Raw genomic sequence first — 26,354 nt, forward strand, 5'->3', positions numbered from 1 at the left:
TTTGAGGACAAGATTCTAGGCTAACTTACAAAGTTAGCCTAACGTCATGAATATATTATTTTGGTAGGTCGTCTAAGAGACTGTCTTTTGCCGCAGTGAGGTATTGCAGCATAGACCAAATCGTCAAAATCGCCGCAATATAAAGTAGGATAATGGCAGCGACTTCCATGTAAACGTTATAACGCCACAATAAACCGCCCAACGCTAACATTTGTGAGGTGGTTTTTACCTTGCCTAACCAAGACACCGCCACTTTGCTGCGACTGCCTAATTCCGCCATCCATTCGCGCAAGGCGGAGATAATAATCTCTCGAGAAATCACCACAATCGCCGGCAGCGTAATCCAAAAGGTATGGTTGTACTCCACCACTAAAACAAGCCCGGCAACTACCATCACTTTATCCGCTACCGGATCTAAAAATGCACCAAAACGCGTAGTTTGTTTCCATTTGCGGGCGAGATAGCCGTCCAGCCAGTCTGTGACACCGGCAATAAAGAAAAGAAGCGTAGTTAAAAAAGGCGCCCAATCGAAGGGAAGATAGAAAGCAATAATGAAGAAGGGAATTAAAATAACTCGAAATATCGTTAAAAAAATGGGGATGTTTAATTTCATGATTTGCGTTCTACCAAGGGTGAATTATGAAGTTATTCTAAATCAGATTTGGTGATTTTTAAATGCCTTATGCGTAAATTTGCGTAAAAAGGAACTAGTTCCAAAACAAATTTAGCGTTAATATTTTTACCCGAAAAAACAACCGCACTTTTAATCCATTTTCCCCTTTTTTGTAGGATATTATCATGTCAAAAAAATCATTAGCCACCACCTTAGTACATGCCGGAAGAAAAAAACGTTATACCCTTGGTTCAGTCAATCCGGTTGTGCAACGCGCCTCTTCCCTTGTTTTCGAGACGTTAGAAGATAAAAAGCACGCCACGCTGCATCGCGCAAAAGGTGAGCTTTTTTATGGCCGTCGCGGTACCTTAACCCATTTTGCTTTGCAAGATGCGATGACCGAATTAGAGGGCGGCGCAGGCTGCTATTTATACCCTTGTGGTGCAGCGGCAGTCACGAATAGCATTCTTTCTTTTGTGAAAAACGGGGATCATGTGCTAATGACCGGTGCGGCTTATGAGCCGACACAGGATTTCTGCAATGTTGTATTAAAAAAATTAGGCGTAAGCACGACCTTTTATGATCCGATGCTAGGCGACAAAATCGCCGACCTCGTCCAACCGAATACGAAAGTATTATTTCTCGAAGCCCCAAGTTCTCTCACCATGGAAGTGGCGGATATTCCGGCAATTGTTTCTGCCGTGCGTAATATCAACCCAGAGATTGTTATTATGATCGATAACACGTGGGCAGCCGGTGTGTTGTTCAAGGCTTTGGAACATGATATTGATATTTCGATTCAGGCGGGCACGAAATATTTAGTGGGACATTCCGATGTGATGATTGGCACAGCTGTTGCCAATGCCCGTTGTTGGGATCAATTACGCGAACATTCTTATTTAATGGGGCAAATGGTGGATGCCGACAGCGCCTATACCACAGCTCGCGGACTGCGTACACTCAATATTCGCTTAAAACAACATGAAGAAAGCAGCATAAAAGTGGCACAATGGTTGGCACAACAACCGCAAGTGAAAGCAGTGTATCATCCTGCCTTGCCAAGTTGCCCCGGCAATGCCTTTTTTAAACGGGATTTTACCGGTTCAAGCGGATTATTCTCTTTTGAGTTAAAACAAAAATTAACACAACAACAGCTTGAAGCCTTTATGAATCATTTTGAGTTATTCACCATGGCTTATTCTTGGGGCGGCTTTGAATCTTTGATTCTCTATAATCAACCGGAGGAAGTTGCCAAAATCCGTCCGAATATTCCGCGAAAATTAGAAGGCACCTTAATTCGTATTCATATTGGTTTAGAAGATGTGGATGATTTAATTGAAGATTTACGCGCAGGATTTAAACGATTAGCACAAAATTAAGGTGACGATTTATTAGACAGTCTTACCTTAAAACTGTGATCTGTGTCAGAAAATGGAGAGAAAAAAGTAAGGTTACTGTTGACACGCTTATTTTTCTTTGCCAAGATCGTGACACTTCAAAAGAAGTAATCTGAATGATTCATTGATGCTAATTTAATGAAAAAGTTCAAAACTGACCTTAATAACAAATAATTTCTGAAAAGGAATGAAGATTATGAAAAAGACAGTAATCGCATTAGCAATCGCTGCTTTCGCAGCAACCGGCGCAGCAAACGCTGCAACAGTTTATAACCAAGATGGTACTAAAGTTGAACTTGGTGGTTCTGCTCGTATCTTCTTAGGAAAAGTTGGTCATGACTTTGATAATGCCAATTTTGGAAAATCCCAACGAGGAGACCTTAAAGATGATGGTTCTCGTATTAAAGTCAATGCATCTCACACATTAGACAATGGTTTATCTGCATTCGTGGGCTATGAAACTCGTTTTAAAGATAAACAAAAAGAAAATCAAGAAGGTTCTGGAACGACTTTTGGTAACATTGTCACAAATAAATTATTTGTGGGTTTTGGTTTTGAAAACGTGGGTAAATTAAGTTTCGGTCGTCAAGCCACTACTGCAGATGATGTATTAGGTGATGGCTTATACTATCGTTCAGGTAAGCTCAACCCGCTAACTACTAGTGCGGATAAATCTATTAAATTCCGTTCTGCTGATTTCGAAGGCTTTAGCTTCGGTGCTGACTACCTATTCGGTAATCCAGAAAAATATACTACAAATGATAGCTATAAAAATGGTGCGGGTGTAACTGCGTTCTATAACTATGACTTTGAAAAAAATCATAACATTGAATTCGCAGCAGGCTACACTTTCGATCAATATGATTCTGTGAACTCTTCTTCAACATCACAAAAAAATCATAACTGGTTATTATCTTCCCACTATAGATTAGATGCATTCAGATTCGCAGTGGCTTACGGTCAAAGCACTGAAAAAGTGACTGGTGCAACACATGACACCAAAGGCAAATACATCTTCTTAGAAAGCAAATATGACTTAGCAGATGTAGCAGGTATCCCATCTACCCTTGGTTTACAATGGGAACGTTACAGTGAAAAAGACTATAATGGTCAAGATCAAGGTAAAAGCATTAAAAACCAATACATCGCAATGGCTGACTATAAGTTAAGCAAAAATGTTATTCCTTACGTACAATATACACGCGCGACTGAAAAAGATAACGTTGGTCAACGTACCAGTGAAAACGTCTATGGTGCAGGTTTACGTGTACACTTCTAATTTGAGTTAATACTCATTAAAAAGGCCGACGTTATGTCGGTCTTTTTTTTTGAATAAACTTCGTCTTTTCTCTGTTAAACAGAATCCAAAAATAGCATATAATCGTTTAACAGCGTAACTTTTTCAGTTTTGGAGGATGGCAAAATGCAAAAATGGTTTAAACAGAGTTTAGGTTTGGTGTGTCTTTCGTCTTTATTTTTTAGCCAACAGGTGGCGGCAGAAGGACGTTTGACCGTGTATTGTACAGTGCAAAATGCGTTGTGTGAAAAAGTGACGACACAGTTCGGTGAAAAATATGACGTGAAAACCGAATTTGTTCACGGAGGTACGGAAACCATTTTTGGCAAGATCAACGCTGAGAAAGACAATCCGCAGGCAGATTTTTGGTATGGCGGCACCATTGAGCCGCATTTCCAGGCGGGCGAATTGGGTTTGTTAGAAGCCTACCGTTCGCCAAAACAAGCGGAAATCTTACCGCAGTTTAAGTCGCTCATGGCAGAAAAAGGCGATTTCACGTCTGCTGTCTATATGCTGGTGTTGGGCTTTGGTGTGAATACACAAAAATTGGCGCAACTAGGATTGCCTGCGCCGCAAACCTGGGAAGACTTACTCAAACCGGAATATAAAGGTGAAATTCAATTGCCGGATCCACGCGCTTCCGGTACGACTTATACGATCATGGCAACCTTGATTCAACTTTGGGGCGAAGAGAAGGCCTTTGATTATTTGAAAAAGCTTAATGAAAACGTCTCGCAATATGTGAAAAGTAATTTGGTGACAGCAAATTTATCCCGTGGTGAAAGTGCGGTGAGTGTGGGTTTTGTGCATGCGTATGCCACGGAAAAAGAAAAAGGTGCGCCGGTGGAAACGGTGATTCCACAAGGCAAAACCGGTTATGCGTTGGGTGGTGCAAGTATTATTAAAGGCGCACGTAACCTCGATAATGCCAAACTGTTTATGGATTTTGTGTTATCGAAAGAGGTACAGGAAATGCCATGGCGTGATTTCGGTTTATATCAAATCCCAACTAATGCCAATGCGGAATCTTCACCAAAATCCGTTGACCCGAAAAAATTAGATTTTGTTGAATTTGATTTTGTGAAATTTGGCTCTAAAGACGAAGGCAAGCGATTAATTAATAAGTGGCTGGCTGACATCAAATTATCGAAATAACCCTTCCTATGCTCGGCATAAATACCGTGCCGAGCAAGATCTTATGCTGACGTATCCATGCTAAAACACCGATTCCATCAACCTATCACTTGGATTTTGCTCGCTTTTCTGGCATTTGCCTGTTTGCCGGTACGTGCCTTGGATTATGGTCTTTTCGGGGCGACCGCAAAAGAATATTTTGCCGCGATGGGATGGGCTCAGGTCAATATCAGTTGGCTGTGGTTTGGTGCATTGTGGATTTTCCCCTTGTTTCAGCGACAGCCTGTTTCTCGCCACTCAGCAAAAACAACCGTTATTTTGACCGCACTTTGGGTCGCGTTCATTTGGTTCTCGGCGGAGGCTTATGCTTTCCGTTTCGGCTATGCGGTGATTTTCCTGTTTATTGCCATCGGCGCCATATTCGTGGATGCCTTAGCGCGTTTAGGTTTTTTGCGTGGAGATCATTTTTTATTGGCAGTCGCCACAGGGCTTGCCGTGTTGGTGATCGGCTTTATTTTTTATCCGCTCACTGCATTATTTACGATCTTTTTTACCGGCGAATCCGGTGAGTTTGGCAATGTTTTTACGTTATTAAACCACCTCGGCTTGTGGAAAGTCATTGGCAATTCCTTGGCGGTATCCTCTGCCGTGGGTTTGTGTTCTGTTGCCTTTGCCCTCATTTTGGCGTTGTACACCACAAGAATTGCCAAACGCAGTTTATTCATCAGTAAGGTTTTTTCTTTGTTGCCAATGGTGACACCGCCATTTGTGGTGAGCTTAGGCGTGATGTTGATGTTTGGGCGCTCAGGCTATGTCACTCAATTTCTCGGGCAACATTTTGGTGTGAGTCCGAATTGGCTTTATGGCTTTAATGGTATTCTGATTTCCCACACGTTGGCACTCACGCCCATGGCATTTATGTTGTTGGAAGGCGCATTAAAAAACCTTTCTCCGAAATTGGAAGAGGCCGCCGTCATGCTCGGCGCAAATCGTTGGCAGAGTTTCCGTTTTATCGTGTTACCTTTGTTAAAACCGGCATTAGCCAATGCTTTTTTAATTGTCATGGTGCAATCCTTGGCGGATTTCAGCTCGCCTTTTGTGTTGGGTGGCAATTTTGATGTGTTGGCAACGCAAATTTATTTTTACATTGTGGGGGCACAAAACGACTATTTCTCTGCAAGTGCCTTGGGGATTATTTTGTTAAGCATCTCCCTCGGGATTTTCTGGCTGCAATATCATTTTATCGGGCGGAAAAATTACGTTACGCTCTCGGGCAAAGGGTTTGAAGGTCGAAGCACGCCTTTATCTTTCGGTTTAAAAATTACCGTTGTGAGCATTTTTGCTGCCTGGGTTGCTTTCAATGCTTTATTGTATGGCAGTATTTTTTACGGCAGCGTGATGCAGAACTGGGGTGTTAATCACACCTTTACTTTACAACATTACATCACGTTATTCGGGCAAGGCTGGAAGAACGGCGCCATTCCGTCTTTATTGCAAACCGTCTTGTTCGCCGTGATCGCCGCCCCTTTTACGGCAGTGAGTGGTTTTTTGTTGGCTTATTTCTTTTCTCGTCACCGCTTCTTCGGACAAAAACACATTGAATTTCTGACGTTACTCAGTTTTGCCGTGCCGGGAACGGTTGCCGGGGTGTCTTACATCCTTGCGTTCAATAATGTGCCGATCTATTTAACCGGCACTGGGGCGATCATTGTGCTTTCGATGGTCACGCGCAATATGCCCATTGGTTTGCGTGCCGCATTAGTGAATTTTAAACAACTTGATCCGGCATTGGATGAAGCGGCCTATTCTTTAAAAGCCAGCACTTTTCAAACCTTGCGTTTTATTACCTTGCCTTTATTGAAACCCGCTTTATTGTCTGCCTTGGTGACCAGTTTTGTGCGTGCGATGACGACCATTAGCGCGATTATTTTCTTAGTCACCCCAAGCACCCGCGTGGCAACGTCATTTATTTTAAATCGGGTGGAAGACGGCGATTACGGCTTAGCGGTGGCGTACGGTGCCAGTTTAATTGTGATTATGATGCTGGTTATCGGCTTATTCGGTCGATGGGTTGGTGAGACAAAATTAGGACGATAACATGACACAACATATTGAATTAAAACAGGTTTATAAAGCTTTTGGCGCAACGAAAGTATTGCAAGATTTCAATCTCACCTTTGAACAAGGCAAATTTACGACTTTATTGGGCGCCTCAGGTTGTGGCAAAACCACCATTCTGCGTCTGATTGCCGGATTGGAAGATCTCGATCAAGGGCAAATTTTATGTGATGGAAAGGACATCAGCCGTCTGCCACCACAACAACGAGGTGTCGGCATTGTGTTTCAATCCTACGCGCTTTTCCCACATTTAACCGTCGGGGAAAATGTGGCGTTTGGTTTGAAAATGCAGCAAACCCATTCCTCCGACATCACCGAAAAAGTCAGTCAAGCATTAAAAATGGTGGAACTCGAGGGTTTTGAACATCGCCGTATCGAACAACTTTCCGGTGGGCAACAACAACGTGTCGCCTTGGCGAGGGCGTTGGTAACTGCGCCAAAAATTTTATTATTTGATGAGCCATTAAGTAATTTGGATACCAACTTGCGTCGCACCATGCGCGAGATGATTCGCCATTTACAACAGAAATTGGGCATTACCGTGCTCTATGTGACCCACGATCAAACGGAGGCTTTTGCTGTTTCCGATGCCGTGGTTGTCATCAATCAAGGCAACGTTGAGCAAATCGGCTCGCCGAATGCGCTATATCATCACCCGAGATCCCGTTTTACAGCAAACTTCATGGGCGAAGCGTCTTTCTTTCCGGTAAGCGTAAAAAACGGAAACTATCTTCTGGCAGAAAATGCGTTGTCGATTGAATCAGATGTGCCACCGCCGGAGGGAAACTATGTGCTCGGTATTCGCCCGGAAGGTGTGTTATTGACACTCAGCGGCGAACCGGCGGAACGTTGTGAAGTGCAATCGGCGATTTCTATGGGGAGCTATTGGGAGATTCAGGTGCGATGGCATGGTTTGCCATTATTGGTGCACTTAAATCCCAATGATTACACGCCAAATCAGCCCGAATATTTCGTTAAATTGCGGCCTATTGGTTGGTTTGTATTAGCGGAAGATCGATTTTAATGCCATAAAAAAGCGTCAAAATCCACCGCACTTTAAATGTTCCAGCCATAAAAAAAGATACCTAAGTGCGGTATCTTTTTTCAATGTTTTTTAATCTGATGATCGAACCACTATTTCACAATGCGTAAGTGAGAGGTAGATTTCGTTGCCTTTTTCGGTTTATCCTTTTTATCGACGGCTTTCTCAAAGCCAATTGGCTGATCTTCGGCTTGCTCCGGATGAGCATAAGCCTCTTCAGGCTCAAACATCACACCATCGCCATTTTCTCGTGCATAAATTGCCAAGGCCGCGCCCATTGGAATATAAATATCCTGCGGCATACCTCGAAAACGGGCGTTAAATTGAATGAAATCATTGGTTAACTGTAAATTTCCGGTGGCATTGGCAGACAAATTCAACACAATTTGCCCATCTTTGACATACTCTACCGGCACTTTCACGCCCCAGTAAGTGGCATCAACCACCAAATAGGGCGTAAAATCATTATCGATCAACCAGTCATAATAAGCCCTTAACAGGTAAGGACGTTTTGGAGAGGATTGATATTCCATGAGATCGCCTATTATTTTTCATCCATTAAGTTTTTCGGCGCTAATTCCCCTACGGATTGCAAGAAAGAATCACGCGTAAATACACGGGACATATAGCTTTTCACAGCCTTGCTACCGGCACCGCTAAATTCTACACCCAATTCTTGCATACGCCACAATAACGGCGCGACATAACAATCGATAAGACTAAATTCATCGTTCATAAAATACGTATTTTGACTAAAGATCGGTGCAATCGCCAGAATTTCTTCTTTGAGTTGTTTTAATGCTTGTGCTCGTTCAGCTTCGGATGCGGCATTTTGTGCAGTTTCTAACGTTGGATACCAGTCCTGTTCAATACGCAACATTAACAAACGGCTTTTCCCACGTGCTACCGGATAAACCGGCATTAACGGCGGATGCGGAAAACGTTCATCCAAATATTCCATAATAATTCGTGAATTAAATAAGACTAAATCACGATCCAGTAAGGTTGGCACCGTGCCGTATGGATTAAGTTCCATTAAATCTTCCGGCAAGGCTTGCGGATCTACAATTTCCGTTTCATAAGCGACGCCTTTCTCAGCCAACACAATACGCACTTGGTGACAATAAATATCGGTTTTATTTGAAAATAGCGTCATTACAGAACGTTTATTTGCAGAACTTGTCATCTATTCCTCCGACGACTCAAAAATAAGAAAAATATTCGGTTGGTCTCTTGCCATACCAAGAAAAGCGGTCGTTTATTCTATCACAAAGCAAGCGGTTTTTTCCAAGAAAAAGCCGGATTTTAGCTTTATCGCCATAAAAAATATCCGCTTCAGTAACGAAACGGATATTTTTAACGTTCTTTCTAAACAATAAGAAAGGATTATTTCCACTTATCGGCAGCCGCATAATCACTGTCGCGACCTTCAATCCAGCGTTCCCCTTTTTCGGTTTGTTCTTTTTTCCAAAAAGGCGCTTTGGTTTTCAAATAATCCATAATAAATTCATTGGCGTGATAAGCATCGCCACGATGCGCAGAAGCTGTTCCCACCAACACAATTTCATCACCGGTGTTCAATTCACCTACACGATGAATGATGGAAATCTTTTGTAAATCCCACCGCACTTTTGCCTGTTGAGCAATATCCATCAAGGCTTTATGGGTCATCGCAGGGTAATGTTCCAAATACAAACTACTGACTTCATCCCCTAGGTTCATATCACGCACTTTGCCCACGAACATTACCGTAGCACCAACCGAATTTTCTTCGCTCAACCAACGATAAACGGCATTTTGGTCGAACGTCTGCTCTTGCACGGAAATTTGAATATCGTTCATTTAGCCTCCGGTCACTGGTGGAAAAAAGGCAATTTCATCGCCATTCTTGACCGCACTTTCTAACGGCATTAAGGTTTGATTAATTGCCACCAAAAGTTTATCCGATTGCAATGCCAACGCCCATTTATCGCCTTTCGCCGCAAGGTGTTGACGTAATGCTTCTGCCGTGGCGAAATTTTCATTCACTTCAATGGCATCCAAACCGATTAATTCTCGCGTTTGGGCAAAAAATAAAACACGTAACATTATTTTTCCTCCGCAATAAAATGCCCGGATTTTCCACCGCTCTTTTCTAACAAACGTACCGTTTCAATCACCATGTCTTTTTGCACAGCTTTGCACATATCGTAAATGGTTAATGCAGCAACGCTTGCGGCAGTTAAGGCTTCCATCTCTACACCGGTTTTACCGCTCAATTTACACAGGCTTTCAATGCGTACTTGATGGGTTTCAGGAAGTGCGGTCAAACTCACTTCGACTTTAGAAAGTAAAAGCGGATGACACAGCGGAATCAGTTCCCAAGTGCGTTTCGCCGCTTGAATACCGGCAATTCGGGCGGTAGCAAACACATCGCCCTTGTGGTGTTGTCCGGAGAGGATCATTTGTAAGGTTTCCGGCGCCATACGAATATAGGCTTCAGCACGCGCCTCGCGAACCGTGTCGGCTTTGGCGGAAACATCCACCATATTCGCCTCGCCATTCGCATTAATGTGAGTAAATGTGGTCATGATAATTAAAAAGTGCGGTTGGTTTTCTTGATGTTTTCAGTCTCGGCGTAAATTAACCGCCGATACTGGCTAAATGATTACGCACGCCGCTATCGCCAACATGCAGATAATGGTGTTCACGCTTACCTTGTAACGCTGAGAAAATTCTTGATTGCAAAAGCATTTGTTGCTCATCAGATTGTAACAAATCACGCAAATCAATCCCTTCTTCTCCAAATAAGCAAAGGTGCAATTTCCCTTTGGCAGAAACTCTCAAACGATTACAGCTGGCGCAGAAATTTTTCTCATAAGGCATGATTAAGCCGATTTCGCCCAGATAATCCGGGTGACGGAAAACTTTTGCCGGACCGTCAGAACGATTTTTTATCTGCAATTGCCAGCCGTCTTGCAAGAGTTTCTGTTCTAAAATCTGTCCCGATAAATGATGTTTTTGGAAGAAAGAATTCATTTCACCGGTTTGCATCAACTCGATGAAACGCATTTGAATCGGTTTATTTTTAATCCATGCCAAGAAACTGGAAAAGTCTTTATCATTCAAATCTTTCATTAAGACTGAATTGACTTTGACTTTTTGATAGCCACATTCAAAAGCGCGATCAATACCACGCATAATGTCATCAAATTTATCGACACCGGTAATGCGCTGGAACATTCTGGCATCTAGGCTATCCACACTGACGTTAATAGACGTCACGCCGGCTTGTTTCCAAGCAGCGACATCCTTAAGCAACCGAAAACCGTTTGTGGTCAGTGCGATTTGTTTGATACCGTCAATGCCACGAATGCTTTCTACAATTGGCAGGAAGTCTTTACGTAAGGTTGGTTCGCCACCGGTAATACGGACTTTTTCCGTTCCCATCAGCGCAAAGCTAGTGACCAAGCGACGAATTTCGTCCAAGGTTAAAAAACTCGGCTTATTAGGTTCAGGCTGATAACCGTCAGGTAGGCAATAATTGCAACGAAAATTACACATATCGGTAATCGACAGTCGCAAATAGTAGTATTCACGCTGGAACGAATCAACGAGTTGAGCCGCGCCAACATTTTTGATTGGAATGGTTTGCATTTGACACCTTTCTAAAAACGGAGAGGATAAATCGTTTCCAACGTATCCCTGAATAATACCGACTTCGTATTATTGGCATTACCACCCTATTTTGTGTTCAATACTGTGCGCAAAACGTAGGTGAGTAAGCTCGGAGTTACATGCGGTTAATAAATTTTGTTGCATTGTAAAAGATTCACGAAAACAAATGCAATCAATTAATTTAATTTAAGGGGAAAATTGATAAATTTCTTTAAAATCAATTATATATGTTTTTATATAGCGAAGATTTTGTAGTCAAAAAGAGGTATCTCATTGCAAAGTTATGCCATTCAACTTCTCTATTTAAAATAGATCATTATAATGGGGCCAACAAAAAATAAGGAACTCTCATGGCGGATTTTAAAAGCTATCAACAACACGAAAATCTTAATCGACTGACAAACATCGTGGCTATCGGTGGTGGGCATGGATTAGGTCGTGTCATGTCAGCATTGAGTTTTATGAAAGAACGCCTTACCGCAATTGTGACCACCACTGATAACGGCGGATCTACCGGACGAATTCGCATGGAACACGGCGGCATTGCCTGGGGTGACTTGCGTAACTGCTTAAATCAAATCATCACGGAACCAAGCACCGCCTCCGCCTTATTTGAATATCGTTTTCGCGGCAATGGTGAATTAGCCGGGCATAACCTCGGCAATCTCATGTTAAAAGCGCTGGAAGATATGCAAATTCGCCCAACAGAAGCCGTCAATCTCATTCGTGAATTATTACACGTGAGATCCTTTATTATTCCCATGTCCGAGCAACCGGTGCATCTTGCTGCGGTATTAAACGGCGGTAGCAGCGTTGTGGGGGAAGTCAGTGTTGATAGCTTAACCGAACTCCCTAAATCCCTCTTTTTAGTGCCTTATGCCACAGCCACACCGGAAGCGATTCAAGCTTTACGGGAAGCGGAACTTATTTTATTCGGCCCCGGCAGTTTCCTCACCAGTATTATGCCACCACTTCTTCTTCCGGAAATCGCTGAGCAACTCAGACAAAGCCACGCGAAAAAGATCTTTATTGATAATTTAGGCACAGAACTGGGCCCTGCCGCAACCCTTTCTCTCGCCGATCGCATTCAGTGGCTCCACGAGATTGTCGGTCAACCGATGATTGATGGCGCAATCACTTCAACGGATGTCACTATGGAGCCCGCACTGAACTTCACCATTCTCACTGGTCGTTTAAACGCTGACGATATAGCATATCGGCACGACCGTACACTTCTTTGCGCGGCGATTGATGAATTAGTAGGGATGTTATATACACCTCAAGAAGAGGAAATTATGCCTCCCTTTGCGGAAATGTAATGCGTTTTATCCATAATGAAAATTCACTTATTACGACGCCAACAAATTATTGAACACGATAATGCCCTTCCCCTATTAACGCGTTTAGAACAGCTCGGCATTCAACATGAATATCAATGCCGCAGCGGTTATTGTGGCGCGTGTCGGGTTAAATTAAAAAAAGGTCGGGTTTCCTACAAAGAGCCGCCCCTTGCGTTTTTATTGGAAGATGAAATCTTGCTTTGTTGCTGCCACGTAGAAGAAGATTTAGAAATCGATTTATAAAATACCGCCAAAATCCACCGCACTTTTCAATTCTATCTTTGGAAGGATGTTCCCTCGCCTTTTTAAACGCACTGCAACCCGATTCCTCAACAAAAAATCGATTTCTCCTTGACTTTTGATTTTTGCACTAGTTTAATAGTGCAACTTGATTTTATGTTTTAAGGAAATGAGAATGTCATCTGCTTTTATTCAAACATTCACACAAAACGTTGCTTATCACAGCGACCCTACCGCCATTTTCGCCACCTTATGTGAAAACAAACCGAATACGCTACTGTTAGAATCTGCCGAAATTTCCAGCAAAAACAGTCTGAAAAGTTTATTACTCGTTAACGCGGCCATAAAAATTTCCTGTTTGGGACAACGCGTGACTTTTCATGCGTTGACCGACAACGGTGCCGCAGTGTTACCGTTAATTGCGCAAAAGCTTTCAGCACTGGTAAACATAACATCCCAAACAAGCAGCGAACTGCAAGTAGAATTCAAACCTGACAACAATAATGCAGACGAAGACAGCAAATTATTGGCACACGGCATTTTCGACGGGTTGCGTTGTTTTACTGAACTTTATCAGGCAAGCACCTTGCCGGTTTTTTTAGGCGGGTTATTCGCCTATGACTTGGTGGCAAATTTTATTCCGATGGAAAACATCACTTTGCAAGATGATGGCATTACCTGCCCGGATTATTGCTTTTATTTAGCGGAACAATTACTGGTGATCGACCATCAATTGCAACAAGCGGAATTACAAACCTTTTGTTTTGCACAAAATGCGTTGGCTACGTTGCAACAGAACGCACAAGACATTGCCAAAAAACTCTTGGAAATTCGACCGCACTTGAGCCTCAAACCGGCTTCTACCGAGGTTGCCATTAATTTAGATGATGATAAATTCAAAAAAATTATTGAACGCCTGAAGCAACATATTTATTGCGGCGACGTGTTCCAAATTGTGCCGTCCCGTCGTTTCTCCCTTGAATGCCCGAATACGCTGGCAACTTATCGTCAGTTAAAACAAAACAACCCAAGCCCGTATATGTTCTTTATTCAAGACGAGGAGTTCACTCTGTTCGGTGCCTCACCGGAAAGTGCCTTGAAATATTCGCAAACTACCCGTCAGTTGGAGATCTACCCGATTGCAGGTTCGCGTCCGCGCGGTTTTGATGCTGATGGCAATATTGATCCCGAATTAGATTCCCGTTTGGAACTGGAATTGCGTTTGGATCATAAAGAACAGGCGGAACATTTAATGTTGGTGGATTTAGCCCGTAACGACATCGCCCGTGTGTGCGAAAGTAAAACCCGTCATGTGAAAGATTTAATGCAGGTGGATCGCTATTCGCACATTATGCACCTTGTTTCTCGCGTGGTAGGTAAACTTCGCCCTGAACTGGATGCGTTACACGCTTACCAAGCCTGCATGAACATGGGTACGCTAACCGGCGCGCCGAAAATTAAAGCCATGCAGTTAATTTATCAATTTGAACAACAAAAACGCCACAGTTACGGCGGCGCCGTAGGCTATTTACAATCTGATGGCAATTTTGACACCTGTATTGTGATTCGCTCTGCCTTCGTGCAAAACGGCATTGCCCATGTGCAAGCCGGTTGCGGTACGGTGTTGGATTCCGACCTGCAAATGGAAGCCGATGAAACCCGTCACAAAGCCCGCGCGGTCATCAACGCCATCGTACAAACCAATAAGAAAGCGAATCAATAGGAGTAATATCATGGCAACCATTTTATTTTTAGATAACTTTGATTCCTTTACATACAATTTAGTGGATCAATTTCGCGGATTGGGACATCAGGTTCACATTTACCGCAACGATTGCGATTTAGCGATTTTAGAAAAAAATGCTTTAGCACAGCCGGACACGATTCTTGCCCTCTCCCCCGGGCCGGGCACACCGGATGAAGCGGGGAATATGATTCCGTTAATTAAGAGATTAATCGGCAAAGTACCGATGTTGGGCATTTGTTTGGGGCATCAAGCGTTAATTGAAGCCTTCGGTGGAAAAGTCGTTCATGCTGGTGAAATTTTGCACGGCAAAGTGTCTAGAATTGAACACGACAATGAAGCCATGTTCAAAGGTTTGACTAACCCAATGCCGGTCGCACGCTATCATTCCCTCATGGGAATTAATTTGCCCGATGAATTGATTCCGAACGCCTCTTATCATGGCATTAATATGGCAATTCGCCACCGCACTTTGCCCATTTGTAGCTTCCAATTCCACCCCGAGTCTATTTTAACGGTGCAAGGGGCACAGTTATTGGCGCAATCGGTGGAATGGTTGTTGAAACGGAATTAATTTACCACTTCCCCTCTTTAGCAAAGAGGGAGGTTTTAAATAAAAAAGGACAAAACATGATCACAGTATATGGCTTAAAACGTACCCTTTCCCCGCGCAAATCTGCTGTAGCGGAGGTGATTTATAACTGCTTGGAGCTGGGTTTAGATGTTGCCAAAGGCAAGCACGCGCTTCGTTTTATTTGTTTGGAAGACGATGATTTTTACTACCCGCACACCACAAACCGTACCGACAATTACATGGTAATTGAAATCAATTTAATGCAAGGTCGTTTAGAACAAACTAAAAAACGCTTAATCAAAATGTTGTTCAGCGAATTTGAATACAAACTAGGTATTAGCCCATTTGACGTGGAAATCACTATCAAAGAACAACCGGCGCATTGTTGGGGCTTCCGTGGCATGACCGGTGATGAAGCACGCGATTTGGATTACGATATTAATAAATAAGGACAAGTATGATGGAAAACCAAGCTCTATTAGAAAAACTTTATGGCACACAAACCTTAACCGCCGCGGAAAGCGAAGCCTTATTTAACGCCATCATGTTGGGTGAATTAAGCAACGAACAAATCGCCGCCATGTTAGTGGCACTGAAAGTGCGTGGCGAAACCATCGATGAAGTCAACGGTGCCGTATTAGCCGCTGTTAAAAATGCCAAACCGTTTCCCACACCCGATTACCCCTTTGCTGACATCGTCGGCACAGGCGGTGACGGCGCCAATACCATCAATATTTCTACGGCGTCCGCTATTGTCGCAGCCACTTGTGGTGCCAAAGTAGCAAAACATGGCAACCGTAGTGTTTCCAGTAAAACCGGTTCTAGCGATTTATTGACCGCACTTGGCGTCAATATTGCCATGTCTCCAGAACAAGCCCGCCAAGCATTGGATGACATCGGCATCTGCTTCTTGTTTGCACAGCAATATCATCCGGGCTTCAAATATGTGGTGCCGGTACGCCAAGCCTTAAAAACCCGTACGCTCTTTAACATTCTTGGCCCGCTTATTAATCCAGCACGTCCGAAACGTCAATTGCTCGGCGTTTATTCTCCTGAACTGATTGATATTTATGCTAAAACAGTTGCTCAATTAGGTCACGAACACACGATTATCGTGCACGGCAGTGGCTTAGATGAAGTGGCCATTCATGGCGTGACAGACGTAGCGGAAGTGCGTAACGGCGAGATTGAACGTTATACCTTAACACCGCAAGATTTTGGCTTCCAAGTCAAACCGCTGGAAACTTTGCGCGGTGGCGAACCGACAGAAAATGCGCAAATGATTACCGCACTTTTACAAGGCAAAGGCAAAGCGGAACACAACCAAGCCGTTGCCATGAACACTGCACTATTATTAAAACTGTTCGGACAAGAAGACATTAAACATAATGCGCAACGAGTATTGGATGTGATTGCACAAGGCAAACCGTTTGAAACTTTACAAAAATTAACGACCTATTAATTTAAAGACTCGTTATTCAAAAATAAGACATAAACATGATCACACAAGACTTTTCCAAACCACTTAAAACCGCTACGGTGTTACAAAAAATCGTGCTCGATAAAGCCGAATGGGTAAAAAATAAAGAAGCAGAATTTCCATTGAGTGAATTTGAAAAAAACATTCAAAAATCCGACCGCGCTTTTTATGATGCGTTAGCAAAAGGCACGCACCAAAAACCGGCGTACATTTTAGAATGTAAAAAAGCCTCGCCTTCCAAGGGATTGATTCGCAGTGAATTTAAACCGACAGAAATTGCTCAGGTCTATAAAAACTATGCCAATGCGATTTCTGTGCTGACGGATGAAAAATACTTCCAAGGGGATTTTGCCTATATCAAACAAGTTCGCGACGTTGTCACACAACCGGTGTTGTGTAAAGACTTTATGATCAGCGAATATCAGGTTTATTTGGCGCGTTTTTACCAAGCCGACGCGATTTTACTCATGCTTTCGGTGGTGAACGACGAGACTTATCGCATCTTGGCGGATTTAGCACATTCTCTCGGCATGGGCGTGTTGACCGAAACCAGCAACGAAGAAGAATTTGAACGCGCCTTGGCGTTAGGGGCGAAAATTATTGGTGTGAATAATCGCAATTTGCATGATTTAAGTGTGGATTTAAACCGCGTGGTGGCATTAACCCGCCGATATGCCGACCGAATTCCTTCCGACGTACGAATCATCAGCGAATCAGGCATTTACCATCATCAGCAAGTACGTGAATTGCAACACGTTACCCACGGCTTCTTAATTGGCAGCAGTTTAATGAGCAGTCCCGACTTAAACAACGCCGTGCGTGAAGTCATTTTCGGCGAAAACAAAGTGTGCGGTTTAACCCGTGCACAAGATGTAAAAACCGTTTACGAAAGCGGCGCATTGTACGGCGGGCTGATTTTTGTCGAAAATTCCAAACGTTGTGTCAGTTTACGCCAAGCCCAAGAATTGGTGACGGCCGCCCCACTTCGTTTTGTGGGCGTGTTTCAAAATCAAGACATTGATTTTATCGTGAAAATCGCACAGCAATTACAGCTCTATGCTGTTCAGTTGCATGGCGATGAAACAGCGGAATTTATCACCGCACTTCGCACCAAATTGCCTGAAAGCATTCGTATTTGGAAAGCCATTTCTGTGGATGTAACCCATAAAAGTGCGGTGGTTTTTGACGACGTTTCTGCGATTGATCGTTTTGTTTTCGATAGCAAGTCAGGCGCGCAACAAGGTGGTACCGGTGAGACTTTCAATTGGTCATTGATTCCGACACAACTAAAACATAAAATCCTGTTGGCAGGCGGTATTAATTCAAATAATATTGACACTGCGTTAGCACAACATTGTATCGGTGTGGATCTAAATTCTGGCGTGGAAAGCGCTCCCGGTGTGAAAGATGCTGAAAAAGTGCGATCGGTTTTTACAAAGATTTTATAGCGTCACAAAACCTCACAATAAATATGGTGCACAACGTCCAATGTGCACCTTTTTCTTTTATTAAGTAAACTTTTTCCCTCCAACTCTCAACCAATCAAACACCACTTATAATTAAAACAATTCACAACTCAATAAATGAGAATGCATCTCAATTAATAACAAAAACAAAGGGTTACTGTTTATATTCTGATAAAAAATAGGGATATTCTTGATGACGATCAAATAATGTTCCTCTTGATGAGCATATCATAGCGCCGATAACCCTATATAAAATGTGTGATTTGGAGTGATGATATGCAACGAAGTGATGGATTATTTTCTGCCTTAGCCGATGTTTCTCGTCGGGATTTTATGAAATTATGTACCGCACTTGCGGCAACGATGGGACTAAGCAGTAAAGCCGGTGCGGAGATGACCAACGCCTTAACGGCACCGGCACGCCCACCGGTGTTATGGATCGGGGCGCAAGAATGTACGGGATGTACGGAATCGCTACTACGCGCTACCCATCCGACAGTGGAAAACTTGGTATTGGAAATGATCTCCTTGGAATACCATGAAACGCTTTCTGCCGCATTTGGGGAACAAGCTGAAGAGAATAAACACAATGCAATTAAACAGTATTATGGAAAATATGTTTTAGTCGTAGATGGATCTATTCCGGTGAAAGACGGCGGCGTCTATTGTATGGTAGCAGGTAAACCGATTGTAGAACACATCCAAGAAGCTGCTAAAGGGGCTGCCGCGATTATTGCGATCGGTTCTTGTGCAGCATGGGGTGGTGTACCTTCTAGCGGTGGTAACCCAACTGGCGCAAGCAGCTTATCTGAAGTCTTACCAAAAGGCACACCGGTGATCAATATTCCTGGCTGTCCACCAAATCCACATAACTTCCTTGCAACTGTCGCTTATATTCTTACTTATAAGAAACTACCCGCAATGGACAAATTAAATCGTCCATTATTCGCTTACGATCGCTTAATTCACGAAAACTGCTATCGTCGTCCGCACTTCGATGCTGGACGTTTTGCCAAAGAATACGGTGATTACGGCCACCGCAACGGTTGGTGTTTATATCATCTTGGTTGTAAAGGGCCAGAAACTTACGGCAACTGCTCTACCTTAGAATTCTGTGATGTTGGTGGTAATAACTGGCCGGTCGGTATTGGGCACCCTTGCTATGGTTGTAACGAAAAAGGCGTGGGCTTTACCAAAGGCATTTTCCAATTAGCCGGGGTAGAAAACCCAACACCACGCGTTGAAAAACCGGATGTCAACAACACCGAAGGTTCAGGGGCGACCATGACAGCCATCGGTTTATTAGGCGGTGCTGCGGCAATACTCGCCGGCGTGAGTGTGGTGACTTTACGCGAATTAAGCATTCAACATAAAGCCCGTGTCGAAGCCAAAGCGGCAGAAAAAGAACAACATACAGGTAAATAACATGGATAGACGAAAATTTCTAAAAGCCGGTGTGCTTGGCGGAATTGCTTCCACCTTGCCTGTATCGAGTGCACAGGCATCGGAAGTGGTTGAGCCCATTCCCGGTGCGCTTGGAATGCTTTACGACTCTACCCTTTGTGTAGGTTGTCAGGCATGCGTGGCGGAATGTCAAAACGTGAACCACACACCGGTAAACCCAAAAGGTGATCAAACTTGGTCAAATAACGACAAACTTACGCCGTTCACACGTAATATTATTCAAGTGTGGACCGATGGTGACGGTAAAAATAAAGACCAAACAGAAAACGGCTATGCTTACGTAAAAAAACAATGTATGCATTGCGTTGACCCAAACTGTGTTGCCGTTTGCCCGGTTCAAGCCCTTACCAAAGATCCTAAAACCGGTATCGTGAAATACGATCCTGATATTTGTACCGGTTGCCGTTATTGTATGGTGGGTTGTCCTTTTGATGTGCCCAAATATGACTACGACAATCCGTTCGGCGAAATCAGCAAATGTGAGCTCTGCAACCAAAAAGGCGTTGAGCGCTTAGATAAAGGTGAGCTACCGGGTTGCTGCCATGTTTGTCCGACAGGTGCCATTATTTTTGGTACACGTGAAGAATTATTGGCTGAAGCGAAACGTCGTTTAAGCTTATTACGTGGTACTGAATATGATTACCCTCGTCAACACGTCAATAGTACAGATAAATACCGTGCTACCGTACCGGCATATCAATATCATATCTACGGTGAAAAAGAAGGTGGTGGTACACAGGTGCTCGCCTTAAGTGGTGTACCTTTTGCTAATCTTGGTTTACCAGACTTAGATGAAGTCGCGACAGGTTCTCGTGCGGCGCATTTACAACACTTCTTGTATCGCGGTTTAGCCTTACCGTTAGTCGCACTTGCCGGTCTAACCTTTATGACTTACAAAAATATGCACGGCGATAAAATTGCTGAGCGTATTGCAGCACAAAAAGAAGCCATGCGTCAGGCACGCAAGGAAATGGAAGAAGCGGAGAATGAGCATCATGAGTAATCCACGTCCGGTGGGCGGTCGCCTTGTTTCTGCCGCAATTCTCTTTTTTGCACCACTTGCCGTGCTTTGCGTTTTATTAATTTTAAAACGTTTAGTGTTTGGTATTGGTTCTGTAACCGCACTTAATGGCGGTTATCCTTGGGGGTTATGGATTGCCTTTGACTTGCTTGTCGGTACAGGGTTTGCCTGTGGCGGTTGGGCATTAGCTTGGACTGTGTATATTTTCAATAAAGGGAAATATCATGCTCTTGTGCGCCCGGCATTGCTTGCCAGTCTCTTCGGCTATTCCCTTGGCGGTTTATCCATTACGATTGATATGGGGCGTTATTGGCACTTGCCGTATTTCTACGTTCCAGGGCAGTTCAATACCAATTCCGTGCTGTTTGAAACGGCATTTTGTATGACGGTGTATATCATTGTCGTCACTTTAGAATTTGCGCCGGTGTGGCTTGGTTTCCTTGGCTTGAAGAAATGGTTTAATAAGCTGAATAAAATTATGTTCTTCATTATTGCCTTGGGTGCCTTGTTACCGATGATGCACCAATCTTCAATGGGTTCCTTGATGATTGTAGCCGGTCACAAAGTGCATCCGGTATGGCAAAGTTATGAAGTGTTACCGATTCTCTCCTTGCTTACGGCTTTCATTATGGGCTTCTCTATCGTGATATTTGAAGGTTCCTTAGTGAAAGCCGGTCTTGCAGGAAAAACACCGGACGAGCGTCATTTATTCACTCAATTAGCGCGTGTCACTGCAGGTTTGATCTTCTGCTTCCTAGCCGTGCGTTTTGGTGAGTTGATTTATCACGATAAACTGCAAATGGTTGTGGGTTTCGATAAATTAACTCAATTTGAAGCATGGATGTTCTGGATGGAAGTCTGGTTGATGGTATTACCGTTACTTACCCTCTTCCTCGGGGAGAAAAAATCAGATTCCCGTTGGTTATTTACTTCGGCATTAAGCATGTTACTCGGTGCAGCATTATGGCGTATGAACTACTCGCTTATCATGTATAATCCGGGCAACGGCTATCAATATTTCCCATCAGCGGAAGAATTGCTTATTTCAATCGGCTTCGTTTCTATTGAAGTATGTGCCTATATTTTAATCATTCGTTTATTCCCTGTATTACCGGTATTTAAAGAAAAACATACCGAAGACTCAGAAAAAATTATTGCCGAAAAAGCGGCATTCAGCAAAAAAGTTAGCGGAGCAGAATAATGTCAGAAAAAAAACGTATCTCAATTGACCCAATTACCCGTATTGAGGGTCATTTACGTATTGATTGCGAAATTGAAAACGGCGTCGTCACCAATGCTTGGTCATCCGGTACCATGTGGCGCGGTATGGAAAATATCGTAAAAGGTGCGGATCCGCGTGATGCATGGATGATTATGCAACGTATCTGTGGCGTATGTACCACAGTACACGCGATTATCAGCGTGCGTGCCGTAGAAGATGCTATTGGTGCTAAAGTTCCCGTAAATGCACAGTACATTCGTAACATGATTCTTGCTGCACACAGTATCCATGACCATATCGTGCACTTCTATCAACTCTCCGCGATGGACTGGGTGGATATCACCGCTGCGCTAGAAGCTGATCCTGAAAAAGCAGCAGACATGCTAAAAGGTGTCTCTACATGGTCATTAAACAGTGCTAACGAATTCCGCAATGTACAGAAAAAAATTCAAGCATTAGTGGACAGCGGACAACTTGGTATTTTCGCTAACGGTTATTTCGGTCATGCTGCAATGAAACTTCCACCAGAAGTAAACCTCATTGCCGTAGCGCACTATTTGCAAGCGCTTGAATGTCAACGTGATGCTAACCGTGTAGTCGCATTACTCGGTAGTAAAACACCACACATTCAAAACTTGGCGATTGGTGGTGTAGCAAACCCAATTAACTTAGATTCCCAAGCAGTACTAAACCAAGAACGTCTCATGTTCGTGAAAGCTTGTATCGATCGCCTAACTGACTTCATTAATCAAGTGTATAAAGTAGATGCAGCAGTATTTGCGGCTTACTACCCTGAATGGTTAAGCTTAGGCAAAACATCTGGCAACTACTTATCTGTACCAGAATACCCAATTGATGCAGATAACTCTAAATTCATGTTAAAAGGTGGTTATATCGAAAACGGCGATTTATCGACTTTCCGTGCAATCGACCAACAAAAAGATGAGTTCGTTGTAAAAGGCATTAAAGAAAGTGGTAAACACGCTTGGTACGAAGATGATGAGCCATTAGAACCTTGGGCGGGTTTAACTCGTCCGAAATACACCGGCTGGCAAGATGATGGCAAATACTCTTGGGTAAAAGCGCCAACATTCTACGGTAAAGTTGTCGAAGTCGGTCCTCTCGCCTATTTAATGTGTGGTTTGGCTGCGAATGACACGCCAACTGTCAACCACTTCAATGAATTAAAAGGCATTTATGAAAAATTGACTGGTAACACGTTAACCACCGATCAATTACATTCTACCCTTGGACGTATTATCGGTCGTACCGTGCATTGCTGTGCGATCAACGACATTTTAAGCGCTCAATGGCAAATGCTCATTGATAATATCGCGAAAGGTGATATGACGGCGTATATCAAAACAGATATTCCGGCAAACGGTGAGTTCCGTGGTGTTGGCTTTGGTGAAGTACCACGTGGTATGCTTTCTCACTGGGTTGTCATCAAAGATGGCCGCATTGAAAACTATCAAGCCGTTGTACCATCTACATGGAATGCCGGTCCACGTAACGAACAAGACCAAATGGGTCCTTATGAGCTTTCTATTATTGGTACACCGGTGGCAGATCCAACTAAACCATTGGAAGTGGTCAGAACTATTCACTCTTTCGACCCTTGTATGTCCTGTGCTGTGCACGTAGTTAATACCGAAAACGGTGAAGTGACTGAAGTGAAGGTGTTGTAATGAAGCCTTTGATTCTAGGTGTCGGCAATATTTTGTTAAGCGATGAAGGTGTCGGTGTGCGCGTGGTGCAGGAGCTTGAAAAACGCCCTGAAATTCAACCGCACTTTGACATCATCGATGGTGGTACTTGTGGCATGGAATTACTGGATGCGATGGCAAATCGCGAGCATTTGATTATTGTCGATGCCGTGCTTGCCAACAAACAGCCAGGCGAGATTGTCGTGTTACATGACGAACAGGTACCCACCTTTTTCTCTCGCAAAATTTCGCCACACCAACTGGGTATTTGTGATGTGCTTTCTGCCCTCAAACTGACGGATGAGTTTCCACAAAATCTTTGTCTTATCGGTATCCAACCGGAATCATTAGAAGCCGGCATTGGATTAACGGAAACGATACAAAAAACATTACCGAATGTTTTTGTAACCTTGAATCAAGTAGTAAAAGAATACGGTTTGAACTTAAACACCCCTCTTTAGAAAAGAGGGGCTGGGGGAGGTTTGACCTAATTAATAGAGACAAGTGTTAAATCTCCCCTAACCCCTCTTTACGAAAGAGGGGAACTTTCTTTAAAGTTTCGCTTGCTATGCTTTAATCTTATTGATATTGACAAACACCCACTGATAGCGCGCGTCTCTGACGCGTGCTTATTTTATTAATACTTCTGGCACACGTTATAGAACGCACGCCACTATTTTGTGAAAAGTTAACCATGTACCGACACGAAAAAACACCTGAAAATACCACCGCACTTTTAAACTCTGTTTCTGGCTTTGAAGAAAATCCAACGGAGACTTTCCTTGCCGAAATGCAAAAAATTGTTCCTGAAATGCAAGATCTCCCTTTCTTTCATAAAGGCATCGAGTGTTTCTGCCCTAAATTTGTTTTATTTGAAGATCAATGGGTCGGCTCGGTGTTAACCCCATGGATGATTAGCGTCGTTATTCTGCCTGGCCCACAACAAACCTGGGAACCACGCGAATTAGGCGACAAAATCACTGTGCAACTGCCTTACAAAGCCCTTACTTTCACGGTCAGTGGCGTTGAAACGGTACCGCAATATTTAAGCTGCTCCTTGCATTCCCCGCTTGATCCGAATCTTACCAACGAACAAGCTATCCAACTGACACAGGATTGCCTACGCATAATTTTATCCATGCCGACCAAACAAGCGACGTTTGATCCAGATCGCCGCAATTTATTTAAAGCAATGGTAAAATAAGCGAAAATTTTTAATCGGAGTAAATAAATTATGTGTTTAGGTGTGCCCGGTCAAATTGTCAAAATCGGCGACAGCGCATTACAACTTGCCACCGTGGATGTTTGCGGCGTGCAACGTGATGTGAATATTTCCCTTATCTGCAGCGATGACCCCAAACCTCTGCTGGGCAAATGGGTTCTCGTCCACGTTGGTTTCGCGATGAGCATTATTGATGAAGAAGAAGCCAAACAAACCCAAGAAGCCCTGCTTGCCATGAGCCAGCTAGAACATGAAGTGAGCGATTTTTTGGGATTGAATCAGGGGTGATTTAAAGAAAAGTGCGGTCGGAGTTTTAAGTATTTTTCTAGGTGGAAAATAGTTGAAAACTTGACCACACTTTTATTAATAAATTAAATAGGAACTAGCAGATAGCGCGCCATTGGCGCTCTTATCTATCACGCCATTGAACAATAATTTGTCCTTTAGATGCATATTTTGATTTGAGAATATTTTTAGCATCACTTTCAGATTCAGCTTTCACTTTACAACTTGTTACTGTTCTATTTGTTCCGTCAGCGTTTGCATAAGTATAATGAAGCCAATACTCTTTCATCATTTTACCTCTGTTTCGTTTTAATAAATTAACTTTTAACAACAGCAATAACACTTCCCATCGGGTACATCGATTTTGCTTTCTGTCTTGCTTCACATGTACTATGGGAAAGAATATTTACCACTATTTTTGATTGATAATCCCCTTTTTTCTTAAGGAGAGTAACACGATAATTAGTAATGGTATTCCTCCTATTTATTATCAAATCTATCTAAAGTAGCTTTCGCTCTATCTCTTTGTTCTGAAGTAGAGTTTGGGTTATTTAAAATTTTTTTAGCAGCCTCAATACTCATCATGATCCCAATATTTCCAACACCTTTTACCAAGGCAGCTGTTCCATGAAAAGCTTTGTTCATAATTCCTTCCTCTTCTCGAAATTTTTTAAAGCTGCCTGAAAAATCAAAAAATGCCATCATTTTCTCCTACGGTAAGTTACTTTTTTCTAAATTGTAATTTAGGCTCAAAAATGTCACAATCAACAAAGTATAGAGGTTATCCACCCAGATTATTTATATACCAACCCTAAAAGTAGTGAAACAATGAAAACAAATGAAAAAATCCGACAATTAAGAGAAAACCGTCAATGGACTCAAGAAGAAATGGCAACAAAATTAAGCATGTCTACAAATGGCTATGCGAAAATTGAACGAGGAGATACACGTTCAAATTTAGACAGGCTTGAACAGATTTCTGAAGTTTTTGGAATTGATATTATAGAACTATTAGCTTATGGAGAAGATGGAAAAATTAACCTAACTAATTCCGCAAATAATAACAACTACTCTTGCATTGCGTTTGGTGATACTGATTTAAAATCTGAAATTCAGCGCTTACTACTAATTATTTCTCATAAAGAAGAACTGATTGAAAGCCAAAAGAAGGAAATTAAACTATTAATTGAAATGAATGAACTATTAAAAATCAAGTAGTTTCCCCCTGCTGGCGCAAGCATCCTTTGCTTGTGCCTTTTTGTATCCATGAATCTAAATTTTTAGCACAAGCGTTGACACTTGCGCTATCGTATGGGTCGTGTATCAAGAGGC

29 protein-coding genes and 1 riboswitch are annotated in these 26,354 nt (G+C 42.9%); of the genes, 20 read left to right on the top strand and 9 right to left on the bottom strand.

Annotated elements, in window-relative coordinates:
* Nucleotides 1-55: 55 nt before the first annotated feature.
* Nucleotides 56-613, bottom strand: coding sequence for a CDP-diacylglycerol--glycerol-3-phosphate 3-phosphatidyltransferase (gene pgsA / locus HMPREF9065_RS08390; protein WP_021615318.1), 558 nt, complete (start codon nt 611-613; stop codon nt 56-58).
* Nucleotides 614-798: 185 nt separating this feature from the next.
* On the opposite strand from pgsA, the gene metC reads away from it, so the two are divergent.
* The 5 genes from metC (at nt 799) to HMPREF9065_RS08365 (ending at nt 7,583) form a co-directional block, all read left to right on the top strand.
* Complete coding sequence (gene metC / locus HMPREF9065_RS08385) at nt 799-1,992, top strand: cystathionine beta-lyase (RefSeq protein WP_021615319.1); 1,194 nt, start codon at nt 799-801, stop codon at nt 1,990-1,992.
* Between the two features lie 214 nt (nt 1,993-2,206).
* Entirely contained in the window at nt 2,207-3,289 is a 1,083-nt protein-coding gene (locus tag HMPREF9065_RS08380) for a porin (protein ID WP_033002373.1), read from the top strand.
* A 144-nt stretch (nt 3,290-3,433) separates the two neighbouring features.
* Nucleotides 3,434-4,462 (top strand): ABC transporter substrate-binding protein, encoded by a 1,029-nt coding sequence (locus HMPREF9065_RS08375; RefSeq protein ID WP_021615321.1) that lies wholly within the window; start codon nt 3,434-3,436, stop codon nt 4,460-4,462.
* Between the two features lie 57 nt (nt 4,463-4,519).
* On the top strand, nt 4,520-6,538 hold the full coding sequence (locus tag HMPREF9065_RS08370; RefSeq protein ID WP_021615322.1) for an ABC transporter permease: 2,019 nt from the start codon (nt 4,520-4,522) through the stop codon (nt 6,536-6,538).
* A 1-nt stretch (nt 6,539) separates the two neighbouring features.
* Complete coding sequence (locus HMPREF9065_RS08365; protein WP_021615323.1) at nt 6,540-7,583, top strand: ATP-binding cassette domain-containing protein; 1,044 nt, start codon at nt 6,540-6,542, stop codon at nt 7,581-7,583.
* A 110-nt stretch (nt 7,584-7,693) separates the two neighbouring features.
* Here HMPREF9065_RS08365 and HMPREF9065_RS08360 read toward each other — a convergent pair whose 3' ends face one another.
* The 6 genes from HMPREF9065_RS08360 to moaA all read right to left on the bottom strand — a co-directional run bounded on the left by HMPREF9065_RS08360 (nt 7,694) and on the right by moaA (nt 11,237).
* Nucleotides 7,694-8,134, bottom strand: coding sequence for a ClpXP protease specificity-enhancing factor (locus HMPREF9065_RS08360; RefSeq protein ID WP_021615324.1), 441 nt, complete (start codon nt 8,132-8,134; stop codon nt 7,694-7,696).
* Between the two features lie 11 nt (nt 8,135-8,145).
* Nucleotides 8,146-8,787 (bottom strand): stringent starvation protein SspA, encoded by a 642-nt coding sequence (gene sspA, locus HMPREF9065_RS08355; RefSeq protein WP_033002374.1) that lies wholly within the window; start codon nt 8,785-8,787, stop codon nt 8,146-8,148.
* Nucleotides 8,788-8,987: 200 nt separating this feature from the next.
* Entirely contained in the window at nt 8,988-9,443 is a 456-nt protein-coding gene (gene moaE / locus HMPREF9065_RS08350) for a molybdopterin synthase catalytic subunit MoaE (protein ID WP_021615327.1), read from the bottom strand.
* Nucleotides 9,444-9,689: a molybdopterin synthase sulfur carrier subunit gene (moaD, locus tag HMPREF9065_RS08345; protein WP_021615328.1), complete on the bottom strand. Its 246-nt coding sequence runs from the start codon at nt 9,687-9,689 to the stop codon at nt 9,444-9,446.
* Complete coding sequence (moaC, locus tag HMPREF9065_RS08340) at nt 9,689-10,171, bottom strand: cyclic pyranopterin monophosphate synthase MoaC (protein ID WP_021615329.1); 483 nt, start codon at nt 10,169-10,171, stop codon at nt 9,689-9,691. The genes moaD and moaC overlap by 1 nt, the downstream gene beginning before the upstream one ends.
* Nucleotides 10,172-10,223: 52 nt before the next feature.
* Nucleotides 10,224-11,237 (bottom strand): GTP 3',8-cyclase MoaA, encoded by a 1,014-nt coding sequence (moaA, locus tag HMPREF9065_RS08335; protein ID WP_021615330.1) that lies wholly within the window; start codon nt 11,235-11,237, stop codon nt 10,224-10,226.
* Nucleotides 11,226-11,385: riboswitch (molybdenum cofactor riboswitch) on the bottom strand. It overlaps the preceding gene by 12 nt.
* Before the next feature lie 223 nt (nt 11,386-11,608).
* Here moaA and yvcK point away from each other — a divergent pair.
* From yvcK to hybG, 14 genes are all read left to right on the top strand, one after another.
* On the top strand, nt 11,609-12,577 hold the full coding sequence (yvcK, locus tag HMPREF9065_RS08330) for a gluconeogenesis factor YvcK family protein (protein WP_021615331.1): 969 nt from the start codon (nt 11,609-11,611) through the stop codon (nt 12,575-12,577).
* Between the two features lie 15 nt (nt 12,578-12,592).
* Nucleotides 12,593-12,841: a class I ribonucleotide reductase maintenance protein YfaE gene (gene yfaE / locus HMPREF9065_RS08325; RefSeq protein WP_021615332.1), complete on the top strand. Its 249-nt coding sequence runs from the start codon at nt 12,593-12,595 to the stop codon at nt 12,839-12,841.
* 172 nt (nt 12,842-13,013) lie between these two features.
* Nucleotides 13,014-14,561: an anthranilate synthase component I gene (gene trpE / locus HMPREF9065_RS08320; RefSeq protein WP_021615333.1), complete on the top strand. Its 1,548-nt coding sequence runs from the start codon at nt 13,014-13,016 to the stop codon at nt 14,559-14,561.
* 10 nt (nt 14,562-14,571) lie between these two features.
* The gene (locus tag HMPREF9065_RS08315) at nt 14,572-15,156 is read left to right on the top strand and encodes an aminodeoxychorismate/anthranilate synthase component II (RefSeq protein ID WP_021615334.1); all 585 of its coding nucleotides are present in this window, start codon (nt 14,572-14,574) and stop codon (nt 15,154-15,156) included.
* 56 nt (nt 15,157-15,212) lie between these two features.
* Nucleotides 15,213-15,605: a tautomerase family protein gene (locus HMPREF9065_RS08310; RefSeq protein ID WP_005700510.1), complete on the top strand. Its 393-nt coding sequence runs from the start codon at nt 15,213-15,215 to the stop codon at nt 15,603-15,605.
* An 11-nt stretch (nt 15,606-15,616) separates the two neighbouring features.
* Nucleotides 15,617-16,618 (top strand): anthranilate phosphoribosyltransferase, encoded by a 1,002-nt coding sequence (gene trpD, locus HMPREF9065_RS08305; RefSeq protein WP_033002375.1) that lies wholly within the window; start codon nt 15,617-15,619, stop codon nt 16,616-16,618.
* A gap of 35 nt (nt 16,619-16,653) precedes the next feature.
* Complete coding sequence (gene trpCF, locus HMPREF9065_RS08300) at nt 16,654-18,084, top strand: bifunctional indole-3-glycerol-phosphate synthase TrpC/phosphoribosylanthranilate isomerase TrpF (protein ID WP_021615337.1); 1,431 nt, start codon at nt 16,654-16,656, stop codon at nt 18,082-18,084.
* Nucleotides 18,085-18,378: 294 nt separating this feature from the next.
* A complete protein-coding gene (hybO, locus tag HMPREF9065_RS08295; RefSeq protein WP_033002376.1) occupies nt 18,379-19,527 on the top strand; it encodes a hydrogenase 2 small subunit in 1,149 nt (382 codons plus the stop codon).
* A 1-nt stretch (nt 19,528) separates the two neighbouring features.
* A complete protein-coding gene (gene hybA, locus HMPREF9065_RS08290) occupies nt 19,529-20,569 on the top strand; it encodes a hydrogenase 2 operon protein HybA (RefSeq protein WP_021615339.1) in 1,041 nt (346 codons plus the stop codon).
* Nucleotides 20,562-21,788, top strand: a complete 1,227-nt coding sequence (gene hybB, locus HMPREF9065_RS08285) for a Ni/Fe-hydrogenase cytochrome b subunit (RefSeq protein WP_021615340.1) — start codon at nt 20,562-20,564, stop codon at nt 21,786-21,788. Before hybA ends, hybB begins: the two co-directional genes overlap by 8 nt.
* Nucleotides 21,788-23,497 carry a hydrogenase 2 large subunit gene (hybC, locus tag HMPREF9065_RS08280; RefSeq protein WP_021615341.1) on the top strand — a complete coding sequence of 570 codons (1,710 nt, stop codon included), beginning with the start codon at nt 21,788-21,790 and terminating at the stop codon, nt 23,495-23,497. The genes hybB and hybC overlap by 1 nt, the downstream gene beginning before the upstream one ends.
* A complete protein-coding gene (locus HMPREF9065_RS08275; protein ID WP_021615342.1) occupies nt 23,497-23,976 on the top strand; it encodes a HyaD/HybD family hydrogenase maturation endopeptidase in 480 nt (159 codons plus the stop codon). The genes hybC and HMPREF9065_RS08275 overlap by 1 nt, the downstream gene beginning before the upstream one ends.
* A 233-nt stretch (nt 23,977-24,209) precedes the next feature.
* Nucleotides 24,210-24,719 carry a hydrogenase-2 assembly chaperone gene (gene hybE / locus HMPREF9065_RS08270; RefSeq protein WP_021615343.1) on the top strand — a complete coding sequence of 170 codons (510 nt, stop codon included), beginning with the start codon at nt 24,210-24,212 and terminating at the stop codon, nt 24,717-24,719.
* Nucleotides 24,720-24,749: 30 nt separating this feature from the next.
* Nucleotides 24,750-25,025 (top strand): hydrogenase maturation factor HybG, encoded by a 276-nt coding sequence (gene hybG, locus HMPREF9065_RS08265; protein WP_021615344.1) that lies wholly within the window; start codon nt 24,750-24,752, stop codon nt 25,023-25,025.
* A 121-nt stretch (nt 25,026-25,146) separates the two neighbouring features.
* Here the strand turns inward: hybG and HMPREF9065_RS10075 are convergent, their stop codons facing one another.
* On the bottom strand, nt 25,147-25,311 hold the full coding sequence (locus HMPREF9065_RS10075) for a hypothetical protein (protein WP_156901086.1): 165 nt from the start codon (nt 25,309-25,311) through the stop codon (nt 25,147-25,149).
* Nucleotides 25,312-25,502: 191 nt separating this feature from the next.
* A complete protein-coding gene (locus HMPREF9065_RS08260) occupies nt 25,503-25,724 on the bottom strand; it encodes a hypothetical protein (RefSeq protein WP_033002379.1) in 222 nt (73 codons plus the stop codon).
* A 126-nt stretch (nt 25,725-25,850) separates the two neighbouring features.
* Here HMPREF9065_RS08260 and HMPREF9065_RS08255 point away from each other — a divergent pair, with 126 nt between their 5' ends.
* The gene (locus tag HMPREF9065_RS08255) at nt 25,851-26,240 is read left to right on the top strand and encodes a helix-turn-helix domain-containing protein (RefSeq protein WP_021615347.1); all 390 of its coding nucleotides are present in this window, start codon (nt 25,851-25,853) and stop codon (nt 26,238-26,240) included.
* The last annotated feature ends 114 nt before the right edge of the window (nt 26,241-26,354 follow it).

It is taken from the genome of Aggregatibacter sp. oral taxon 458 str. W10330 (genome assembly GCF_000466335.1).
Taxonomy (GTDB): domain Bacteria; phylum Pseudomonadota; class Gammaproteobacteria; order Enterobacterales; family Pasteurellaceae; genus Aggregatibacter.

What these genes read in the sequence shown, in the direction of transcription:
- pgsA (WP_021615318.1), bottom strand. Translation starts at nt 613, where the DNA reads ATGAAATTAAACATCCCCATTTTTTTAACGATATTTCGAGTTATTTTA.
- metC (WP_021615319.1), top strand. Translation starts at nt 799, where the DNA reads ATGTCAAAAAAATCATTAGCCACCACCTTAGTACATGCCGGAAGAAAA.
- HMPREF9065_RS08380 (WP_033002373.1), top strand. Translation starts at nt 2,207, where the DNA reads ATGAAAAAGACAGTAATCGCATTAGCAATCGCTGCTTTCGCAGCAACC.
- HMPREF9065_RS08375 (WP_021615321.1), top strand. Translation starts at nt 3,434, where the DNA reads ATGCAAAAATGGTTTAAACAGAGTTTAGGTTTGGTGTGTCTTTCGTCT.
- HMPREF9065_RS08370 (WP_021615322.1), top strand. Translation starts at nt 4,520, where the DNA reads ATGCTAAAACACCGATTCCATCAACCTATCACTTGGATTTTGCTCGCT.
- HMPREF9065_RS08365 (WP_021615323.1), top strand. Translation starts at nt 6,540, where the DNA reads ATGACACAACATATTGAATTAAAACAGGTTTATAAAGCTTTTGGCGCA.
- HMPREF9065_RS08360 (WP_021615324.1), bottom strand. Translation starts at nt 8,134, where the DNA reads ATGGAATATCAATCCTCTCCAAAACGTCCTTACCTGTTAAGGGCTTAT.
- sspA (WP_033002374.1), bottom strand. Translation starts at nt 8,787, where the DNA reads ATGACAAGTTCTGCAAATAAACGTTCTGTAATGACGCTATTTTCAAAT.
- moaE (WP_021615327.1), bottom strand. Translation starts at nt 9,443, where the DNA reads ATGAACGATATTCAAATTTCCGTGCAAGAGCAGACGTTCGACCAAAAT.
- moaD (WP_021615328.1), bottom strand. Translation starts at nt 9,689, where the DNA reads ATGTTACGTGTTTTATTTTTTGCCCAAACGCGAGAATTAATCGGTTTG.
- moaC (WP_021615329.1), bottom strand. Translation starts at nt 10,171, where the DNA reads ATGACCACATTTACTCACATTAATGCGAATGGCGAGGCGAATATGGTG.
- moaA (WP_021615330.1), bottom strand. Translation starts at nt 11,237, where the DNA reads ATGCAAACCATTCCAATCAAAAATGTTGGCGCGGCTCAACTCGTTGAT.
- yvcK (WP_021615331.1), top strand. Translation starts at nt 11,609, where the DNA reads ATGGCGGATTTTAAAAGCTATCAACAACACGAAAATCTTAATCGACTG.
- yfaE (WP_021615332.1), top strand. Translation starts at nt 12,593, where the DNA reads ATGAAAATTCACTTATTACGACGCCAACAAATTATTGAACACGATAAT.
- trpE (WP_021615333.1), top strand. Translation starts at nt 13,014, where the DNA reads ATGTCATCTGCTTTTATTCAAACATTCACACAAAACGTTGCTTATCAC.
- HMPREF9065_RS08315 (WP_021615334.1), top strand. Translation starts at nt 14,572, where the DNA reads ATGGCAACCATTTTATTTTTAGATAACTTTGATTCCTTTACATACAAT.
- HMPREF9065_RS08310 (WP_005700510.1), top strand. Translation starts at nt 15,213, where the DNA reads ATGATCACAGTATATGGCTTAAAACGTACCCTTTCCCCGCGCAAATCT.
- trpD (WP_033002375.1), top strand. Translation starts at nt 15,617, where the DNA reads ATGGAAAACCAAGCTCTATTAGAAAAACTTTATGGCACACAAACCTTA.
- trpCF (WP_021615337.1), top strand. Translation starts at nt 16,654, where the DNA reads ATGATCACACAAGACTTTTCCAAACCACTTAAAACCGCTACGGTGTTA.
- hybO (WP_033002376.1), top strand. Translation starts at nt 18,379, where the DNA reads ATGCAACGAAGTGATGGATTATTTTCTGCCTTAGCCGATGTTTCTCGT.
- hybA (WP_021615339.1), top strand. Translation starts at nt 19,529, where the DNA reads ATGGATAGACGAAAATTTCTAAAAGCCGGTGTGCTTGGCGGAATTGCT.
- hybB (WP_021615340.1), top strand. Translation starts at nt 20,562, where the DNA reads ATGAGTAATCCACGTCCGGTGGGCGGTCGCCTTGTTTCTGCCGCAATT.
- hybC (WP_021615341.1), top strand. Translation starts at nt 21,788, where the DNA reads ATGTCAGAAAAAAAACGTATCTCAATTGACCCAATTACCCGTATTGAG.
- HMPREF9065_RS08275 (WP_021615342.1), top strand. Translation starts at nt 23,497, where the DNA reads ATGAAGCCTTTGATTCTAGGTGTCGGCAATATTTTGTTAAGCGATGAA.
- hybE (WP_021615343.1), top strand. Translation starts at nt 24,210, where the DNA reads ATGTACCGACACGAAAAAACACCTGAAAATACCACCGCACTTTTAAAC.
- hybG (WP_021615344.1), top strand. Translation starts at nt 24,750, where the DNA reads ATGTGTTTAGGTGTGCCCGGTCAAATTGTCAAAATCGGCGACAGCGCA.
- HMPREF9065_RS10075 (WP_156901086.1), bottom strand. Translation starts at nt 25,311, where the DNA reads ATGAAAGAGTATTGGCTTCATTATACTTATGCAAACGCTGACGGAACA.
- HMPREF9065_RS08260 (WP_033002379.1), bottom strand. Translation starts at nt 25,724, where the DNA reads ATGGCATTTTTTGATTTTTCAGGCAGCTTTAAAAAATTTCGAGAAGAG.
- HMPREF9065_RS08255 (WP_021615347.1), top strand. Translation starts at nt 25,851, where the DNA reads ATGAAAACAAATGAAAAAATCCGACAATTAAGAGAAAACCGTCAATGG.